This window comes from Brevibacillus sp. B_LB10_24 (genome assembly GCF_046036945.1).
Classification (GTDB): Bacteria; Bacillota; Bacilli; order Brevibacillales; family Brevibacillaceae; genus Brevibacillus_C.
Map to the genome: position 1 here is coordinate 24,341 of NZ_JBJQOQ010000027.1, position 19,208 is coordinate 43,548.

The 19,208-nt window shown below is 52.2% G+C and carries 19 protein-coding genes; 18 read left to right on the forward strand and 1 reads right to left on the reverse strand.

Features of this window, described 5'->3' with window-relative positions:
- The first annotated feature begins 180 nt into the window (after positions 1–180).
- The 8 genes from rpoB (at position 181) to ACI7RC_RS20530 (ending at position 13,490) form a co-directional block, all read left to right on the forward strand.
- Positions 181–3,720 (forward strand): DNA-directed RNA polymerase subunit beta, encoded by a 3,540-nt coding sequence (gene rpoB / locus ACI7RC_RS20495; protein WP_408110060.1) that lies wholly within the window; start codon positions 181–183, stop codon positions 3,718–3,720.
- 28 nt (positions 3,721–3,748) lie between these two features.
- Complete coding sequence (gene rpoC / locus ACI7RC_RS20500; protein ID WP_408110061.1) at positions 3,749–7,375, forward strand: DNA-directed RNA polymerase subunit beta'; 3,627 nt, start codon at positions 3,749–3,751, stop codon at positions 7,373–7,375.
- 138 nt (positions 7,376–7,513) lie between these two features.
- Entirely contained in the window at positions 7,514–7,768 is a 255-nt protein-coding gene (locus ACI7RC_RS20505; protein ID WP_408110062.1) for a 50S ribosomal protein L7ae-like protein, read from the forward strand.
- Between the two features lie 176 nt (positions 7,769–7,944).
- Positions 7,945–8,382, forward strand: coding sequence for a 30S ribosomal protein S12 (gene rpsL, locus ACI7RC_RS20510; protein WP_019123545.1), 438 nt, complete (start codon positions 7,945–7,947; stop codon positions 8,380–8,382).
- Between the two features lie 52 nt (positions 8,383–8,434).
- Positions 8,435–8,905, forward strand: coding sequence for a 30S ribosomal protein S7 (gene rpsG / locus ACI7RC_RS20515; RefSeq protein ID WP_408110063.1), 471 nt, complete (start codon positions 8,435–8,437; stop codon positions 8,903–8,905).
- A 70-nt stretch (positions 8,906–8,975) separates the two neighbouring features.
- Complete coding sequence (gene fusA / locus ACI7RC_RS20520) at positions 8,976–11,054, forward strand: elongation factor G (RefSeq protein WP_408110064.1); 2,079 nt, start codon at positions 8,976–8,978, stop codon at positions 11,052–11,054.
- A gap of 128 nt (positions 11,055–11,182) precedes the next feature.
- Positions 11,183–12,373, forward strand: coding sequence for an elongation factor Tu (tuf, locus tag ACI7RC_RS20525; protein ID WP_408110065.1), 1,191 nt, complete (start codon positions 11,183–11,185; stop codon positions 12,371–12,373).
- 220 nt (positions 12,374–12,593) lie between these two features.
- The gene (locus ACI7RC_RS20530; protein ID WP_408110100.1) at positions 12,594–13,490 is read left to right on the forward strand and encodes a DMT family transporter; all 897 of its coding nucleotides are present in this window, start codon (positions 12,594–12,596) and stop codon (positions 13,488–13,490) included.
- A 24-nt stretch (positions 13,491–13,514) separates the two neighbouring features.
- Here ACI7RC_RS20530 and ACI7RC_RS20535 read toward each other — a convergent pair whose 3' ends face one another.
- Positions 13,515–13,916, reverse strand: coding sequence for a globin domain-containing protein (locus ACI7RC_RS20535; RefSeq protein ID WP_408110066.1), 402 nt, complete (start codon positions 13,914–13,916; stop codon positions 13,515–13,517).
- Between the two features lie 345 nt (positions 13,917–14,261).
- Here ACI7RC_RS20535 and rpsJ point away from each other — a divergent pair, with 345 nt between their 5' ends.
- From rpsJ to rpmC, 10 genes are all read left to right on the forward strand, one after another.
- Positions 14,262–14,570: a 30S ribosomal protein S10 gene (gene rpsJ, locus ACI7RC_RS20540; RefSeq protein ID WP_003333796.1), complete on the forward strand. Its 309-nt coding sequence runs from the start codon at positions 14,262–14,264 to the stop codon at positions 14,568–14,570.
- Between the two features lie 206 nt (positions 14,571–14,776).
- A complete protein-coding gene (gene rplC / locus ACI7RC_RS20545) occupies positions 14,777–15,403 on the forward strand; it encodes a 50S ribosomal protein L3 (RefSeq protein WP_408110067.1) in 627 nt (208 codons plus the stop codon).
- Positions 15,404–15,420: 17 nt separating this feature from the next.
- Positions 15,421–16,044: a 50S ribosomal protein L4 gene (gene rplD, locus ACI7RC_RS20550; RefSeq protein WP_408110068.1), complete on the forward strand. Its 624-nt coding sequence runs from the start codon at positions 15,421–15,423 to the stop codon at positions 16,042–16,044.
- Positions 16,044–16,334, forward strand: coding sequence for a 50S ribosomal protein L23 (gene rplW, locus ACI7RC_RS20555; protein ID WP_408110069.1), 291 nt, complete (start codon positions 16,044–16,046; stop codon positions 16,332–16,334). Before rplD ends, rplW begins: the two co-directional genes overlap by 1 nt.
- A gap of 33 nt (positions 16,335–16,367) precedes the next feature.
- Entirely contained in the window at positions 16,368–17,198 is an 831-nt protein-coding gene (rplB, locus tag ACI7RC_RS20560; RefSeq protein ID WP_408110070.1) for a 50S ribosomal protein L2, read from the forward strand.
- Between the two features lie 49 nt (positions 17,199–17,247).
- Positions 17,248–17,529 carry a 30S ribosomal protein S19 gene (rpsS, locus tag ACI7RC_RS20565; RefSeq protein WP_408110071.1) on the forward strand — a complete coding sequence of 94 codons (282 nt, stop codon included), beginning with the start codon at positions 17,248–17,250 and terminating at the stop codon, positions 17,527–17,529.
- A 32-nt stretch (positions 17,530–17,561) separates the two neighbouring features.
- On the forward strand, positions 17,562–17,894 hold the full coding sequence (gene rplV, locus ACI7RC_RS20570) for a 50S ribosomal protein L22 (RefSeq protein WP_408110072.1): 333 nt from the start codon (positions 17,562–17,564) through the stop codon (positions 17,892–17,894).
- A 13-nt stretch (positions 17,895–17,907) separates the two neighbouring features.
- Positions 17,908–18,570 (forward strand): 30S ribosomal protein S3, encoded by a 663-nt coding sequence (gene rpsC, locus ACI7RC_RS20575; RefSeq protein ID WP_408110073.1) that lies wholly within the window; start codon positions 17,908–17,910, stop codon positions 18,568–18,570.
- 2 nt (positions 18,571–18,572) lie between these two features.
- Positions 18,573–19,007 carry a 50S ribosomal protein L16 gene (gene rplP / locus ACI7RC_RS20580; RefSeq protein WP_019123532.1) on the forward strand — a complete coding sequence of 145 codons (435 nt, stop codon included), beginning with the start codon at positions 18,573–18,575 and terminating at the stop codon, positions 19,005–19,007.
- Entirely contained in the window at positions 18,997–19,194 is a 198-nt protein-coding gene (rpmC, locus tag ACI7RC_RS20585) for a 50S ribosomal protein L29 (RefSeq protein ID WP_019123531.1), read from the forward strand. Before rplP ends, rpmC begins: the two co-directional genes overlap by 11 nt.
- Positions 19,195–19,208: the final 14 nt, after the last annotated feature.

The following is a 19,208-nucleotide window of genomic DNA, read 5'->3' on the forward strand; positions in this document are numbered from 1 at the left end:
TTTTGGGGATTCTTGTAGAATAGAGTTTCTTTCGCTAAAAAATGAGGTTATTGTATTAACCCATTTTTATTTTTTGCGTGAAAAGCGTCTAGACGTTTTTCATAGACCTTATGACCGCCTGGTCGCACAAAAAGGTCTTGACCGTTTTGTGTTGCAGCACAAACATGAGGGGTGAATGAGTTGGCAGGTAAATTGGTTCAAAGCGGCCGCCACCGTCAGCGTCGTACGTATTCTCGCATTAACGAAGTGTTGGGTCTGCCTAATTTGATCGAGATCCAGCAAAAGTCCTACCAATGGTTTTTGGATGAAGGGTTGCGTGAAATGTTTCAGGACATTTCTCCTATCCAGGATTTCACCGGGAACCTCGTGCTGGAATTTATCGATTATAGCTTAGGTGAACCAAAGTATGATGTTGATGAATCGAAAGAGCGCGATGTAACGTTTGCGGCTCCGTTACGGGTGAAGGTCCGTCTGCTTAACAAGGAGACGGGTGAAGTGAAGGAACAAGAGGTCTTCATGGGGGATTTCCCGTTGATGACCGACACCGGCACGTTCATCATCAACGGGGCGGAGCGGGTTATTGTCAGTCAACTTGTTCGTTCCCCAAGCGTTTACTATAACACGAAGGTAGACAAGAACGGTAAGCAGACGTTTACGGCTACGGTGATCCCGAACAGGGGAGCTTGGTTGGAACTGGAAACCGATGCAAAAGATATCATCTATGTTCGTATCGACCGGACGCGGAAGATTCCTGTTTCGGTTCTTTTGAGAGCGCTCGGTTTCAGCTCTGATATAGACATTCTCAATTTGCTCGGCGAAGACGAGTATATCAAAAACACGCTGGAAAAAGACAACACCGACTCTACCGAGAAGGCGTTGATCGAAATTTACGAGCGTTTGCGTCCCGGCGAACCGCCAACGACAGAAAACGCAAAGAGTTTGCTTGTCTCCCGTTTCTTTGATCCTAAGCGATACGATTTGGCCTCTGTTGGCCGCTATAAGATGAACAAAAAGCTGAATATCAAAACGCGCTTGTACAATCAACGCTTGGCAGAGACGCTCGTTGATCCGGCTACAGGCGAGATTATTGCCGAAGCGGGTCAAGTGATTGATCGCCGCTTGCTTGATCGTATCCAGCCGATGTTGGATGAGAGCGTCGGCTTTGTCGATGCCCACACGCACGGCGGCGTGCTGGAGGAAGATACAGTCCGCCTGCAATCGATCAGCATCTTCTCGCCAACCGAGGACGGCAAAGTCATTCGGGTTATCGGCAACGGCAACATTGATAAAACAGTCAAACACATCACGCCAGCAGATATCGTCGCAGCGATCAACTACTTCATCAACCTGCTGCACGGCATCGGCAATACAGATGATATCGACCACTTGGGCAACCGCCGCCTCCGTTCTGTCGGGGAACTGCTGCAAAACCAATTCCGTATTGGTCTTTCCCGCATGGAGCGCGTGGTTCGGGAACGGATGTCGATCCAGGATCAAAACCAGATCACTCCGCAGGCGTTAATCAATATTCGTCCGGTTATCGCCGCCATCAAGGAGTTCTTCGGCAGCTCCCAGTTGTCGCAGTTCATGGATCAGACCAACCCGTTGGCGGAATTGACGCACAAACGACGTCTTTCTGCGCTTGGACCAGGGGGCTTGACTCGTGAGCGGGCCGGGTTTGAAGTGCGCGACGTCCACCATTCCCACTATGGTCGGATGTGCCCGATCGAAACGCCTGAAGGTCCCAACATCGGGCTGATCAACTCGCTTTCTTCCTATGCCCGGATCAATGACTACGGCTTTATTGAGACGCCGCGCCGCAAGGTTGACCCGGAAACGGGCCGCGTCCTCAATGAAATCGTCTACCTGACAGCAGACGAAGAGGATGTGTACAACGTCGCCCAGGCAAACCAGCCGCTCGACGAAGAGGGCAATTTCGTCAACGAAGTGGTTATTTGCCGCCGGAAGGGTGAAATTCTCAGCGTTCCTCGCGACAAAGTCGACTTTATGGACGTTTCGCCGAAACAGGTCGTCTCGGTAGCGACAGCACTGATCCCGTTCCTGGAAAACGACGACGCCAACCGTGCCCTGATGGGATCCAACATGCAGCGGCAAGCTGTGCCGCTCCTGGTGCCGCAGGCGCCGTTCGTCGGTACCGGCATGGAGCACAAAGCCGCACAGGATTCCGGTGTGGCCGTGGTAGCGAAGTGGCCTGGTCAGGTTGAGCGCGTTTCCGCCAAAGAGATCTGGGTCCGCCGCTACAAAGAGATCAACGGCAAGCAGGTGGCCGGCGATCTTGACAAGTATAAATTACAGAAGTTTATTCGTTCTAATCAGGGAACGTGCATAAATCAGCGTCCCATCGTGAAAAAAGGAGATTGGGTCGAGCCAGGTGACATCATCGGCGACGGTCCGTCTACGGAAAAGGGCGAATTGGCTCTCGGCCGCAACGTCATCGTCGCGTTCATGACCTGGGAAGGGTACAACTACGAGGATGCCATCCTGCTCAGCGAGAAGCTGGTCAAGGACGACGTCTACACCTCCATCCACATCGAAGAGTACGAATCGGAAGCGCGCGACACCAAGCTGGGACCGGAAGAGATTACCCGCGACATCCCGAACGTAGGTGAGGATGCGCTGAAAAACCTCGACGAACGCGGAATCGTCCGCGTCGGTGCAGAGATTCAGGACGGCGATATCCTCGTTGGTAAGGTAACGCCAAAAGGCGTGACCGAACTGACGGCGGAAGAACGTCTCTTGCATGCCATCTTCGGTGAAAAAGCTCGTGAAGTTCGCGACACTTCGCTGCGCGTACCACACGGCGGATCCGGGATTATCGTCGACGTCAAGGTGTTTACCCGCGACAACGGCGACGAATTGCCGCCGGGCGTAAACCAGTTGGTGCGCGTCTACATCGCCCAAAAACGGAAGATTTCCGTGGGTGACAAGATGGCAGGCCGCCACGGTAACAAAGGGGTTATTGCCAGGATCATGCCGGAAGAAGATATGCCGTTCTTGCCGGATGGATCGCCGGTTGAAATTGTCCTCAATCCGCTGGGGGTTCCGTCGCGGATGAACATCGGACAGGTGCTTGAGACACACTTGGGCATGGCGGCGAAAATGCTGGGCATTCACGTGGCGACTCCTGTCTTTGACGGAGCGCGCCAAGACGACGTGTTCGACACGTTGGAGGAAGCCGGATTGGACCGAGACGGAAAAACAATTCTGTACGATGGACGTACCGGTGAACCATTCGACCGCCGTGTAACGGTAGGTTGTGTCTACATGTTGAAACTGGCCCACTTGGTGGACGATAAGATTCACGCCCGTTCTACCGGTCCATACTCGCTCGTCACACAGCAGCCGCTGGGAGGTAAAGCCCAGTTTGGCGGCCAGCGCTTCGGCGAGATGGAGGTATGGGCATTGGAGGCATATGGTGCGGCCTATACCTTGCAGGAAATTCTCACCGTTAAGTCCGATGACGTCGTTGGTCGCGTGAAGACCTACGAAGCGATCGTCAAAGGGGAGAACGTGCCGGAGCCGGGCGTTCCTGAGTCGTTTAAAGTGTTGATCAAGGAATTGCAAAGCTTGGGTATGGACGTGAAGATTCTCTCTGAAGACGAACAAGAAATCGAGATGCGCGAGATTGACGATGAGGACGAAGGCAGCGGTGAAAAGCTGAACCTCGTGCTAGAAGGCGGAAGCTTGGACGAAGAGTAAGATTCCGGACTAAGGGAGGTAACGCCCTGTGATAGACGTCAACAATTTTGAATACATGAAAATAGGTCTGGCCTCTCCAGACAAAATTCGCTCCTGGTCGTACGGTGAGGTAAAGAAGCCGGAGACGATCAACTACCGAACACTAAAACCAGAAAAAGACGGGTTGTTCTGTGAGCGCATTTTCGGTCCGACAAAGGACTGGGAGTGCCACTGCGGAAAGTACAAGCGCGTCCGTTACAAAGGTGTTGTCTGCGACCGCTGCGGCGTGGAAGTGACCCGCGCCAAGGTGCGCCGCGAGCGCATGGGGCACATTGAGCTGGCTGCTCCTGTGTCGCATATCTGGTACTTCAAAGGGATTCCCAGCCGCATGGGGCTCGTGCTCGACATGTCGCCGCGTTCCCTTGAGGAAGTCATCTACTTCGCTTCCTACGTAGTGACTGATCCGGGAGATACGCCGCTCGACAAGAAGCAGCTGCTCTCGGAAAAAGAGTACCGCAATTACCGAGAGAAGTACGGTTACTCCTTCCAAGCCATGATGGGTGCTGAAGCGATCAAGCGGTTGCTTGCTGAAATCGACCTGGATAAAGAAGTGGATTTCCTGAAGGAAGAACTGCGGACGGCACAAGGCCAACGCCGCAATCGCGCCATCAAGCGATTGGAAGTGCTTGAGGCGTTCCGCAACTCGGGAAATCGCCCGGATTGGATGGTCTTGGACGTGCTGCCGGTCATCCCGCCGGAGCTTCGTCCGATGGTACAGCTGGACGGCGGACGCTTTGCCACGTCCGACTTGAACGATCTGTACCGCCGCGTGATCAACCGGAACAACCGACTGAAGCGTCTGTTGGAATTGGGCGCTCCCGACATCATCGTGCAAAATGAAAAGCGCATGCTGCAGGAAGCTGTTGACGCACTGATCGACAACGGCCGCCGCGGGCGCCCCGTTACCGGACCGGGCAACCGTCCGTTGAAATCGCTCAGCCACATGCTGAAGGGCAAGCAAGGGCGCTTCCGCCAAAACCTGTTGGGTAAACGTGTTGACTACTCCGGCCGTTCCGTTATCGTCGTCGGACCGAACCTCAGAATGTACCAGTGCGGTCTGCCGAAGGAAATGGCATTGGAGCTGTTCAAGCCGTTTGTGATGAAGGAATTGGTGTCGAAAGGGCTCGCCCACAACATCAAGAGCGCGAAGCGGAAAGTCGAACGGGTTCAACCGGAAGTATGGGATGTGCTCGAAGAAGTGATCCGCGAGCATCCGGTGCTTTTGAACCGCGCTCCTACGCTTCACCGTTTAGGGATTCAAGCGTTCGAACCAGTGCTGGTCGAAGGTCGGGCGATTCGCCTCCATCCGCTCGTTTGTACGGCGTACAACGCGGACTTCGACGGCGACCAAATGGCTGTGCACGTGCCGCTGTCCGCTGAGGCGCAAGCCGAAGCGCGAATCCTGATGCTGGCTGCACAAAACATCCTGAACCCAAAAGACGGAAAACCGGTCGTTACGCCGTCGCAGGACATGGTCTTGGGTTCTTACTACCTGACCCTGGAGCGCGAAGGCGATAAGGGTGAAGGCAATGTCTATCGGAATCCGAGCGACGCGATTGCCGCATACCAAAACGGCTATATCAGTCTGCACACGCGAATTGCCGTTCCGGCCAAGAGCCTCAATAAGACTTCGTTTACGGAGAAGCAGCAGGATGCCTTGCTGTTTACCACGGTAGGGAAAATCATTTTCAATGAGATCTTCCCGCCGGAGCTGCCGTTCATCAATACACCGTCGAAAGCCAACTTGCAAAATCAAGTGCCTGATGAGTACTTCGTCTTTGACAAGGGCGTCGACCTGAAAGAATTTGCAAAGAAACTTCCGGATCACGGTGCAGTGAAGAAAGGCTTCCTCGGCACCATTATCGCCGAATGCTTCCGCCGTTTCGGAACGACGCAGACCTCTGTGATCCTTGATAAGATCAAAGAGCTTGGGTTTGCCTACTCTACAAAAGCCGGTATTACGATTGCCGTATCTGACATTGTCGTACCGGAACAGAAAAAAGAGATTCTGGGCGCAGCGGACGAGAAGGTAGCGACCGTTTTGGCTCAGTACCGCCGCGGTTTGATTACCGAAGATGAGCGCTATGACCGCGTCATTTCCATCTGGTCGAAAGCCAAGGACGAAGTTACCGAAGTCTTGATGAAGTCCATGGATAAGTTTAACGCGCTGTTTATGATGGCGAACTCCGGTGCCCGCGGTAACGTTTCGCAGATTACCCAGCTTGCTGGTATGCGCGGACTGATGGCGAACCCGTCAGGTCGGATCATCGAGTTGCCGATCAAATCCAATTTCCGTGAAGGCCTGACCGTGTTAGAGTACTTTATCTCTACTCACGGCGCCCGGAAAGGACTTGCCGACACAGCGCTGCGTACGGCCGACTCCGGTTACCTGACACGCCGGCTCGTCGACGTGGCCCAGGACGTGATCGTTCGCGAAGAGGACTGCGGTACGGATAAAGGGATTCGCGTCAGCGCCATCACCGATGGCAAAGAGGAGATCGAAAAACTGTTCGACCGCCTCGTCGGCCGCACTTGCTTTGAAACCGTCCGCCATCCCGAGACGAAGGAGATCCTGATTGGCCGCAATCAGGAAATCACGGAAGAAATCGCCGAAGAAATCGTCAAAGCCGGCATCAAGGACGTCTACATCCGCAACGTGCTCGCCTGCCGCACCAGCCACGGCGTCTGCAAACAGTGCTACGGACGCAACCTGGCCACAGGTGCAGAGGTGGAGATCGGGGAAGCGGTTGGCATCATCGCCGCCCAGTCGATCGGTGAACCTGGTACCCAGTTGACCATGCGTACGTTCCATACCGGGGGCGTGGCCGGTGACGACATCACCCAAGGTTTGCCGCGGATCCAAGAGCTGTTTGAAGCTCGCAATCCGAAAGGGCAGGCTGTCATCACCGAGATCGACGGTGAAGTGGTCGACATTCGCGAGGGCAAGGATCGACGCGAAATCGAGATTCGCGGAGATGCGGAGAACAAGATTTACGCCGCTCCGTACGGCGCGCGAATCAAAGTATCCGTTGGCATGATACTCAGTGCTGGCGACGAGTTGACAGAGGGCTCTGTCGATCCGAAGGAAATGCTGAAGGTTCGTGGCCTGCGCGGCGTATCCAACTACATCCTGCAGGAAGTGCAGAAGGTGTACCGGATGCAGGGGGTAGAAATCAACGACAAGCATATCGAGGTCATGATCCGTCAAATGCTTCGCAAGGTACGCGTAGCGGACAGCGGGGATACGGATTTGCTGCCTGGTTCTTTTGTCGAAGTCCACGAGTTCGAACTGGCTAACGCCAAGGTTTTGATGGAAGGACGCAATCCGGCAGTTGGACGCCCGGTACTGCTCGGTATCACCAAGGCGTCGCTGGAGACCGATTCGTTCCTCTCTGCGGCCTCCTTCCAAGAGACGACTCGCGTGCTCACCGACGCTGCGATCAAGGGCAAGGTGGACCGTTTGCTCGGCTTGAAGGAGAACGTCATTATCGGAAAACTGGTACCTGCGGGTACAGGCATGTCCCGCTATCGGAATACCAAGGTGCTCACGCAGCAAGAGCAAGAGGCTCTGGAGGCCGAACAGGTCGAGCGGGAAGCAGTTTCGATGGCCGAATAAGATCAAGCGGGTTGGTGCTCATCAAATAGATGGGCACCATTCCTTGCAAAAACAAATAGTTTCTGTTGACATGCTGAAATCAAGCTGATATTATATTCAAGTGTGCCTGATACACTTTGCTTTGGAGGATATGATCACATGTCTTATGAAAAAGTAGAGCGGGCCAAAGAGTTGATGATCGGAGTTAATCGGACGTTAAAAGCGGTTGAGAGCGGGCAGGCCGAAGAGGTCTACATCGCCCAGGACGCAGACAAGCGTCTGACACAGAAAGTCGCAACTCTGTGCAAGGAGAAGGGTGTGCCAGTAGTCTACGTAGATTCCATGCGACGCCTCGGCAGAGCGTGCAGAATTGAAGTAGGCGCAGCTGCGGCTGCAATCAAAAAAAGTGGTTAAAACCGTTTTTGTCAAAAGCGTTTTATTGCTCTCTGGCAAAAGCTTTCTATTTGACCCAAAAATGACTCACCTGGATCTGTGGTCTTAAAGCGCAAGGTTGAAAAGTGCCGGACGGCAATCGTCACTGGACTGTTTCAGCTTTCGCATTAGAGAGGAAGAGGAAGGAGGTCTACAATATGCCTACAATGAACCAATTGGTACGCAAAGGCCGTACTGACAAGGTCGTGAAGTCGAAGTCCCCTGCATTGCAAAAAGGGTACAACAGCTTCAAGAAATCCCTGACGAACCAAAGCTCTCCGCAAAAACGTGGTGTTTGTACCCGCGTAGGTACCATGACCCCGAAGAAGCCAAACTCCGCATTGCGTAAATATGCGCGTGTACGTTTGACCAACGGTATCGAGGTTACAGCTTACATCGGCGGTATCGGTCACAACCTGCAAGAGCACAGCGTTGTTCTGGTTCGCGGCGGCCGTGTAAAGGACTTGCCAGGGGTTCGTTACCACATCGTTCGCGGTGCGCTTGACACTGCCGGTGTTAACAACCGTATGCAAGGCCGTTCCAAATACGGTACCAAGCGTCCGAAAGCAGGAAAAGACGCAGCGAAGAAAAAATAAGCTCGCCTAGGCGATTCGTCACAAACATATTTACACAAAGGAGGGGAATAGGATGCCACGTAAAGGCCCAGTTGCTCGTCGGGACGTTCTTCCTGACCCGATTTACAATAGCAAACTCGTTACCCGGCTTATCAACCGCATGATGCTGGACGGTAAGCGAGGTGTTGCGCAAAACATCCTCTATAACTCGTTTAACATCATTCAAGAACGTACAGGCCGCAATCCGATGGAAGTGTTTGAAGAAGCACTGAAAAACATCATGCCTGTACTGGAAGTAAAAGCACGCCGTGTTGGTGGTGCAAACTACCAAGTACCGATCGAAGTAAAACCGGAGCGCCGTACTACTCTTGGTCTGCGTTGGTTGGTTAACTACGCCCGCACTCGCGGTGAGAAGACCATGGAACAGCGTTTGGCTAACGAGATCATCGATGCAGCAAACAACACTGGCGCAGCCGTGAAAAAACGTGAGGACACTCACAAAATGGCTGAAGCAAACAAAGCGTTTGCACACTATCGCTGGTAGAATGTTAAGCGGGTATCCTTGCTGGACGCCCGCATATTCCCACACATGAGTTAAGGAAGGAGCATACCTGATGGCTCGCGAGTTCTCTCTGGCGAATACGCGCAATATCGGAATCATGGCTCACATCGATGCCGGTAAGACGACAACTACTGAGCGTATTCTCTTTTACACCGGTCGCGTTCACAAAATTGGCGAGACGCACGAAGGTGCGGCTACCATGGACTGGATGGAGCAAGAACAAGAGCGCGGTATCACCATTACATCTGCTGCGACAACGGCTCAGTGGAAAGGCCATCGCATCAATATCATTGACACGCCAGGGCACGTAGACTTTACTGTTGAGGTTGAACGTTCCCTTCGCGTACTTGATGGTACGGTTGCGGTATTTGATGCCAAGGGTGGCGTTGAGCCTCAATCCGAAACCGTCTGGCGTCAAGCAGACAACTATGGCGTACCTCGTCTCTGCTATATAAACAAGATGGACATCATCGGCGCGAACTTTGACATGTGCGTCGACCAAATTCGCAATCGTCTGGGTGCCAATCCGGTACCGATTCAATATCCGATCGGTGCGGAAGACCAATTCGTCGGAATGGTTGACCTGATCAACATGCAGGCTATCATCTATACCGATGACTTGGGCAAAACATCCGACGCTCGCGAAATCCCAGCTGAGCTGAAAGACAAGTGCGAAGAGCTCCGCCTGCAAGTGATCGAGGCGGCAGCCGAGCAAGATGAAGAATTGATGATGAAGTACCTCGAAGGTGAGGAGCTGACTGTAGAAGAGATCAAGAAAGGCCTGCGCAAAGGCACCATCGAGTGCAAACTTGTGCCAGTCCTCTGCGGTTCTTCCTACAGAAACAAAGGGGTTCAGCCGATGCTTGACGCGGTGGTTGACTTCCTGCCGGCTCCAATCGATATCCCGGCAATCAAAGGTCATCTGCCGGATTCGGAAGACGAGGTAACTCGTGAAGCTGACGACAATGGCCCGTTCTCGGCATTGGCGTTTAAGATTATGACAGACCCGTACGTCGGTAAGCTGACGTTCTTCCGCGTTTATTCCGGTACGCTCTCTTCCGGTTCGTACGTGTTGAACTCTACCAAAGGCAAGCGCGAACGCATCGGCCGTATCTTGCAGATGCACGCCAACCACCGTCAAGAGATTGACATGGTATACTCCGGCGATATCGCCGCTGCAGTAGGTTTGAAAGATACGACGACCGGGGACACCCTCTGCGATGAGAAGTCACCGGTTATTCTCGAATCGATGACCTTCCCGGATCCGGTTATCGAGGTTGCGATCGAGCCGAAGTCCAAAGCAGACCAAGACAAAATGGGTATCGCACTCGGCAAACTGTCCGAGGAAGATCCGACATTCCGCGCCCGGACCGACGAAGAAACCGGTCAGACCATCATCGCCGGTATGGGTGAGCTTCACCTTGAGATTATCGTTGACCGCCTGAAGCGTGAATTCAAGGTTGAAGCAAACGTAGGGGCACCGCAGGTTGCTTACCGCGAAACCTTCCGCGGCACGGCAAAAGTGGAAGGGAAATTCGTTCGCCAATCTGGTGGCCGCGGTCAATACGGTCACGTTTGGGTGGAATTCTCCCCGCTCGAACCGGGTCAAGGCTTCGAATTCGAGAACAAGATTGTCGGTGGGGTCGTACCTCGTGAATACGTCCCAGCCGTTCAAAATGGTATCGAAGAATCGATGAAAAACGGTGTACTCGCTGGCTTCCCGCTGGTAGACATCAAAGCTGTTCTCGTCGACGGTAGCTACCACGATGTAGACTCCTCCGAGATGGCGTTTAAAGTAGCAGGTTCCTTGGCGCTGAAAGAAGCAGCCAAGAAGTGCGGCGCTGTGCTGTTGGAGCCTGTGATGAGAGTAGAAGTTACTGTGCCGGAAGAGTACATGGGTGACGTTATGGGTGACCTGAACTCCCGCCGTGGCCGCATCGAAGGGATGGAAGCTCGTGCCAATGCACAAGTGATCCGTGCCATGGTGCCGCTCTCCGAGATGTTCGGATACTCTACGACTCTGCGTTCCCGTACACAAGGCCGCGGTACCTACTCAATGTTCCTCGACCACTACGAAGAAGTGCCGAAGAGCATCGCTGAAGAGATCATCAAGAAGTCGAAAGGCGAGTAATAGGCCCGCTAGACCCCTTTATCTTCAATCGAGAAAGGTTTACAATATTATACGGACAGCCGCCCGATAATGGGTAAACCTTTCTTTATTTAATACTTACCCTTACTTTTAAGGAGGATTACATTCTCATGGCAAAAGAAAAATTTGAGCGGAATAAACCGCACGTAAACATTGGCACAATCGGTCACGTTGACCACGGTAAAACCACTTTAACTGCTGCTATCACCACTGTTTTGGCACAACAAGGCCAAGCAAAAGCTATGGCTTATGACACGATCGACGCTGCTCCGGAAGAAAAAGAGCGCGGTATTACGATCAACACCTCCCACGTTGAGTACGAAACAGCTAACCGTCACTATGCACACGTTGACTGCCCAGGCCACGCCGACTATGTTAAAAACATGATCACTGGTGCTGCTCAAATGGACGGCGCGATCCTCGTGGTATCCGCTGCTGACGGTCCGATGCCGCAAACTCGCGAGCACATCCTGCTCTCCCGCCAGGTAGGCGTACCTTACATCGTCGTATTCATGAACAAGTGCGACATGGTTGATGATGAAGAGTTGCTGGAACTGGTTGAAATGGAAATTCGCGACCTGCTCTCCCAATACGAGTTCCCAGGCGACGATATCCCTGTTATCAAAGGTTCCGCAAAAGAAGCACTCGACAATCCAACCGGCGACTGGGCTAAGAAAGTCGTTGAATTGATGGAAGCTGTTGACACCTACATCCCGACTCCTGAGCGCGCAACCGACAAGCCTTTCTTGATGCCGGTTGAGGACGTGTTCACGATCACTGGTCGCGGTACAGTTGCTACCGGTCGTGTAGAGCGCGGTATCGTAAAAGTTGGGGACCAAGTAGAAATCGTTGGTCTGGCTGAAGAAACTCGTTCCACTACGGTAACAGGTGTTGAGATGTTCCGTAAACTTCTCGACCAAGCTCAAGCTGGTGACAACATCGGTGCTCTGCTCCGCGGTGTTGAGCGTAAAGACATCGAGCGCGGTCAATGTTTGGCAAAACCGGGTTCCGTTAACCCGCACACCAAATTCCGTGCAGAAGTATACGTTCTGTCCAAAGAAGAAGGTGGACGTCACACTCCTTTCTTCGCTAACTACCGTCCACAATTCTACTTCCGTACCACTGACGTTACTGGCATCATCCAACTGCCTGAAGGCGTTGAAATGGTAATGCCTGGCGACAACACTGAGTTCACTGTTGAACTGATCGCACCTGTAGCAATGGAGCAAGGTACTCGTTTCGCTATTCGCGAAGGCGGACGTACTGTAGGCGCTGGCGTTGTTGCATCGATCATCGAGTAGTCATTTGACGTAAAACCCGGTAGCTTGCGCTATCGGGTTTTCTTATGCCACAAAGTAGGTGGATGGGTTTGGCAGCACTCGTCCTCATCATCAATTTTCATCACTCTCATCAAAATTTTTCAATAATTACGAAGCTGAGCGTGTGATACAATACGATTTGGAGTAGGAGATAAAGAAACGGAGGGAAATTTGACTGAAAGAACGGACGATTTATCTGCTTCTGTCGGCTGTGGTAACCATGTGGGGTCTTAATGTCGTGATGGTGAAGTATCTAACGTTTTTTCCGCCCCTGCTTATCTCGGCGATTCGCATGTCGGTCGCAGCTGTAGCGCTGCTGCCCATTGTATTGTGGAATATCAAAAGGGTCAGGCTTTCGCGCGGCGACTGGTTGCTGATCGGGTTGGTAGGTTTGACATCCGTCACGCTGCACCAGGTATTATTGTCATTAGGTGTACAGCAAACGACGGCAGGAACCACATCGCTTATTTTGGGGTTAAATCCATTGGCTACGGCGCTGCTGGCGGTACCCTTACTGGGAGAACCGCTGACCAGGCGCAAGGGAATCGGCATTACCCTTGGTTTCAGCGGAGTTCTGCTCGTGGTGGCGACGCAGAGCCGGATTCACTTTAGCGGTTGGGGGGACTTGTTGGTTTTCGGTTCGATGCTGATGTATGTGATTGGCGGGCTTATTGTCCGCAAGGCGACTTCCAAAGGGATTCCTCCGCTGCTCATCACGGCATACTCACAAGTGATTGCTTCTATTATGTTGTGGCTGCTCGCCATAACCGTGTACCCTATCGAAGTGCTTGCCACAGTCGACACACATCCTTTCACCTGGCTGGTGATTTTTACTTCAGGCGTGCTTGCGACAGCACTTGGTTCACTTGGCTGGAACTTTGGGATCGGCCGTTTGGGAGCAGGCAGAACGGCAATCTTTCTAAATGGGATGCCGCTGGCCAGCTTGGTCTTTGCTGCCTTGCTGCTGGGCGAGGAGCTTCAGCCGATACATGCCGTTGCACTGCTGCTGATCGTACTGGGCGTATACCTCGGATCACAGGCAAGGGAAAAGCGGGTCTTGCTAACCGCACCAGAGAAAGTAAATAGCGTCAAAATGTAGAACGCAAAAAAGCGCAGGATGGGCCTACGCTTTTTCTTCGTTTTGCGGGGTGTTAATCATGTGGTAGGCGGTGAGAGTAAGGCGTTCAAAGATGCTTTTCCGAACCTCTCCCTCCATGCCGATCAAATCCATGGCTTCGCTCATGCAGGCCAGCCACGCTTCAGCCCGCTTTGGTGTAATGGGGAAGGGCATGTGTCTGGCTCTGAGCATGGGGTGGCCGCGCTGCTGGCTGTAAAGGGCGGGACCGCCGAGAAACTGCGTGAGAAACCAATACTGTTTCTGTCTCGTTTCGGTCAGGTCCTCCGGGAAAATGGGTGCCAGATCGGGATGCTTGGCGACCAACCCGTAAAAAACGTCGACAAGCCGTGCTACTGTTTTGTCTCCGCCGATCAGGTTGTACTGACTTTCTTCTATAATATCAGGCATTTGTTACAGGCTCCTTTTCGCAAGTCTGGTTCATACGGCTTCCGGGAAGAAAATACGCTAATGTCCTCTTATTTTACCATAAGGAGTCTGGTTGCCAGCCACTTCCGGTTGAAATTCTTATTCGTTTCCGGGTAAAATGGGCAAAGTTGCGGAAGTTTCCTGGCAAAACGCGAGAAAATTTCTTGCGTTGCCTATTCAATTTTAGTACAATAGTGAATGTTGGTCATGGACTTGCGATGATGTGGGAGGTTGCTGACACACCCGGCCCCTTTGCCATGGCTGGGGTGCAGGATATTTCCACTGAGAAATGTCCGTTATAAAATGGGCGAAAAAGGAGGGACTCAAATGGCAAAACAAAAGATTCGTATCCGTCTTAAAGCGTACGATCACAAAATCCTCGATCAATCCGCTGAAAAAATCGTGGAAACAGCGAAGCGTTCCGGAGCCAATGTATCTGGTCCGATTCCACTTCCTACGGAGAAAGCGGTGTACACGATCCTTCGTGCGGTGCACAAGTACAAGGATTCTCGTGAACAGTTCGAGATGCGTACACATAAGCGTCTGATCGACATCTTAAATCCGACACCGCAAACCGTCGATGCATTAATGCGTCTTGACCTGCCGTCGGGTGTAGACATCGAAATCAAACTGTAAGCGGAAATCGCGACACACGCGCAGGCGTTGTCTTAGGACAACAAGCGTTCATCGTCATACAAGCAAACAGCGACCCTGCACATCGGTAGGGACTTGATTCAACAAACGGAAGGCTTTGTTCGCGAAAGCGATGCGCCAGAGCCGCTGTTCGCAACATCTGAGTCTAGAAAAAGTGAAACAGGAATTATGCACAGGAGGTGGCACACATGACCAAAGGAATCTTAGGGAAAAAACTTGGGATGACCCAAGTGTTCGGTCCGAACGGTACGGCAATCGCTGTAACGGTTATCGAAGCTGGTCCTTGCGTTGTTCTTCAGAAGAAGGACCAAGCAAACGACGGTTACGAAGCGATCCAAATCGGTTTCGAGGACAAGAAAGAACATCGCGCGAACAAACCGGAAAAAGGTCATTCCGCGAAAGCTAATACAGCACCTAAGCGCTTCATCCGCGAAGTGAGCGGAGTAAACCTCGCTGAGTACGAGGTAGGTCAGGAATTAAAAGCAGATATTTTCGCCGCAGGAGAAGTTGTTGACGTATCCGGCGTGACGAAAGGAAAAGGATATGCAGGTTCGATCAAGCGCCACAACCAAGCGCGCGGTCCGATGGCTCACGGTTCCCGTTACCATCGCGGTCCAGGTTCGCTGGGTGCGATCGCTCCGAACCGCGTATTTAAAGGTCAAACCCTGCCAGGTCAAATGGGCGGCGACAACGTGACGATCCAAAACCTGGAAGTTATTAAAGTTGATGCTGATCGCAACCTCATTTTGGTGAAAGGTTCTATACCTGGACCCAAAAACAGCTACGTAGTCGTTCGTTCGGCTGTCAAGAAGTAAAGAAAGGAGGAACTGACATGCCAAAAGTAGCTCTCTATAACCAAGCAGGCTCACAGGTAGGCGAAATCGAACTGGCGGACAGCGTGTTCGGAGTCGAGCCTAACAATGCAGTCCTGTATGATGCGGTTATTATGCAACAGGCTTCCCGTCGTCAGGGAACTCATGATGTAAAAAATCGTTCGGAAGTTAGCGGCGGTGGTCGCAAGCCGTGGCGTCAAAAAGGAACCGGACGTGCTCGTCAAGGCTCCATTCGCTCTCCTCAATGGAAAGGCGGCGGTGTCGTATTCGGACCTACGCCTCGCAAGTACGGCTATAAGCTGAACCGCAAAGTTCGCCGTTTGGCTTTGAAATCGGCACTTTCCTCAAAAGTGCAAAACAATGAACTCCTGGTGCTGGATGCACTGAACATCGCTGCACCTAAGACGAAAGAAATGGTTGGAGTACTGACCAACCTGAAAGCAGATCGCAAAGTGCTGGTCGTTACCTCCGAGTTCGACCAAAACGTGGCGCTCTCTACCCGCAACATCCCGGGTGCCAAGTTCATCGATGCTGCCGGCATCAACGTGCTTGACCTCGTGGCTCACGACAAGGTAATCGTAACAAAAGATGCGGTTGCTAAAGTTGAGGAGGTGCTCGCCTAATGAAGAGCCAATTCGACCTCATTAAGCGCCCTATCATTACGGAGCGCACCACTGAAATGATGGCTGACAAGAAGTACGTTTTCGAAGTACCGATGAAAGCCAACAAAACCGAAATCAAGCAAGCTGTGGAAAAAGTATTCGGCGTAAAAGTGGAAGCAGTCAACACGATTCGTGTTCCTGCAAAACCGAAGCGCTATGGTAAATACTCTGGTTACACTTCTGAGTGGAAAAAGGCGATTGTCAAGTTGACTGCCGACAGCAAAGAGCTGGAATTCTACGAAGGCGTGTAAGCCCGACGACTTTTCCTAAGGAGGGTATAAAAAATGGGTATCAAGAAGTTTAAACCAACTTCTCCTGGTCGTCGCCAAATGACGGTATCTACCTTTGAAGAGATCACCACCTCCACTCCGGAGAAATCTCTGCTTGCGCCTCTTAGCAAGAAAGCGGGCCGCAACAATCAAGGTAGAATTACCGTTCGTCATCAAGGTGGCGGTCACAAGCGCAAATACCGCGTTATTGACTTCAAACGTAACAAGGACGGCATCATCGGCCGCGTTGCTACGATTGAATACGATCCAAACCGTTCTGCCAACATCGCTTTGATCAACTATGCAGACGGTGAAAAGCGTTACATCCTGGCTCCGCTGGGCCTGAAAGTCGGCGATCAGATCGTATCCGGTCCAGATGCTGATATCAAAACGGGGAACGCTCTTCCGCTGGAAAACATGCCAGTCGGTACGACGATCCACAACATTGAATTGAAGCCGGGCAAAGGCGGACAGTTGGTTCGTGCTGCTGGCGCTGAAGCTCAACTGTTGGGCCGTGACGGCGACTTCGTTATCGTACGCTTGGGCTCCGGAGAAATCCGCCGCATTCACAAAGAGTGCCGCGCGACGGTTGGCCAAGTCGGAAACCTCGATCACGAGTTGATCAACATCGGTAAAGCAGGACGTTCCCGCTGGTTGGGTGTCCGTCCGACTGTTCGCGGTAGCGTTATGAACCCGAACGATCACCCGCACGGTGGTGGTGAGGGCCGCGCTCCGATCGGTCGCAAATCCCCTGTTACACCTTGGGGTAAACCGGCACTTGGTCTCAAAACCCGCAAGAAGAAGAACAAATCCGATCAATACATTATCCGCCGCCGCAAGAAGTAAGGCAGGCTGAAAGAATAAGCAATCGCCTTAGGCGAAGGGAGGTTCACATATGGGACGCAGCTTGAAAAAAGGTCCTTTCGTGGATGACCACTTGATGAAAAAAGTTGTCGAACAGAACGAGAAGAACGAAAAGCGCGTGGTGAAAACCTGGTCGCGCCGCTCCACCATTTTTCCTGAGTTCGTTGGACACACGTTTGCCGTTTACGATGGCCGCAAACATGTACCAGTTTACGTATCGGAAGACATGGTCGGTCACAAATTGGGTGAATTTGCGCCAACTCGTACCTTCAAGGGTCACGTAGACAGCGACAAAAAATCCCGCAAGCGCTAATTTTTTCTCTTCACAGAGAGGAGGTACTACAGATGGAAGCTAAAGCAGTTGCTCGCTATATTCGCGTTGCTCCTCGTAAAGTTCGCCTGGTGGTTGACTTGATTCGAGGCAAACAAGTGGGCGAAGCGCTGGCGATTCTCAAGCACACGCCGAAAGCTGCTTCCCCGATCGTTGAGAAACTCATCAAATCGGCGATTGCCAATGCCGAGCACAATAATGAGTTGGATCCAAACAATCTCGTGGTGGGCAAGATCTTCGTTGATCAAGGCCCTACGTTGAAACGGTTCCGTCCTCGCGCAATGGGACGCGCCAGCCGCATTAATAAACGGACCAGCCACATCACAGTGGTATTAAACGAGAAATAAGGAGGGAACACGTGTGGGTCAAAAGGTAAGCCCAGTTGGTCTTCGCATCGGTATTATTCGCGACTGGGAATCGAAATGGTTTGCCGATAAAGATTTCGCTTCCTTGTTGCATGAAGATCTTCGTATCCGCAAGTATGTAAAAGACCGTTTAAAAGACGCTGCTGTCTCCACGATCGAAATCGAACGTGCAGCAAACCGCGTCAATGTAACGATTCACACCGCGAAGCCCGGTATGGTAATCGGTAAAGGCGGAGCTGAGGTAGAAGTACTTCGCAAATCCTTGACTGAAATGACCGGCAAGCGCGTTCACATCAATATCAACGAAGTGAAAAAGCCTGATTTGGACGCTACGTTGGTAGCAGAAAATATTGCTCGTCAATTGGAAAACCGCATCTCGTTCCGCCGTGCTCAAAAGCAGACGATCAGCCGCTGTTTGCGTGCAGGAGCGAAAGGTATCAAAACGTTGGTTAGCGGACGTCTTGGCGGCGCTGATATCGCCCGCTCCGAAGGGTACAGTGAAGGAACTGTTCCGCTTCACACCCTGCGTGCAGACATCGATTACGGTACTGCAGAAGCTCACACCACTTACGGCCGTATCGGCGTAAAAGTATGGATCTACCGTGGTGAAGTGCTTCCGACGAAAAAGAACGCTGCCACTGAGGAAGGAGGCAAGTAATTATGTTGTTGCCAAAGCGCGTAAAACACCGCAAACAACACCGCGGTCGCATGACAGGTAACGCCAAAGGCGGAACTACGGTAGCGTTTGGCGAATACGGCCTGCAAGCTCTCGAACCGTCTTGGATTACGAACCGCCAGATCGAGGCAGCTCGTATTGCAATGACTCGTTACATTCGCCGTGGCGGTAAAGTTTGGATTAAGATTTTCCCTGACAAACCGGTTACTCAAAAACCGTTGGAAGTGCGGATGGGTTCCGGTAAAGGTTCCCCGGAACACTGGGTTGCCGTTGTAAAACCTGGCAAGATCATGTTCGAACTTGCCGGCGTATCGGAAGAAGTAGCTCGCGAAGCAATGCGCCTTGCTATGCACAAACTGCCTGTGAAGTGCAAGTTTGTGAAGCGGGAAGAAGTGGGTGGTGACGCACATGAAGGCTAATGAATTTCGCAATCTGACCACTGCCGAGATCGAACAAAACGTCTCCTCTTTGAAAGAAGAGTTATTTAACCTTCGTTTCCAACTGGCTACCGGCCAACTGGAAAACACGGCACGGATCAAACAAGTGCGCAAGGATATCGCTCGTGCAAAAACCGTCCTGCGCCAGAGAGAACTGGGTATCGGCTAATAAAAGGAAGGAGG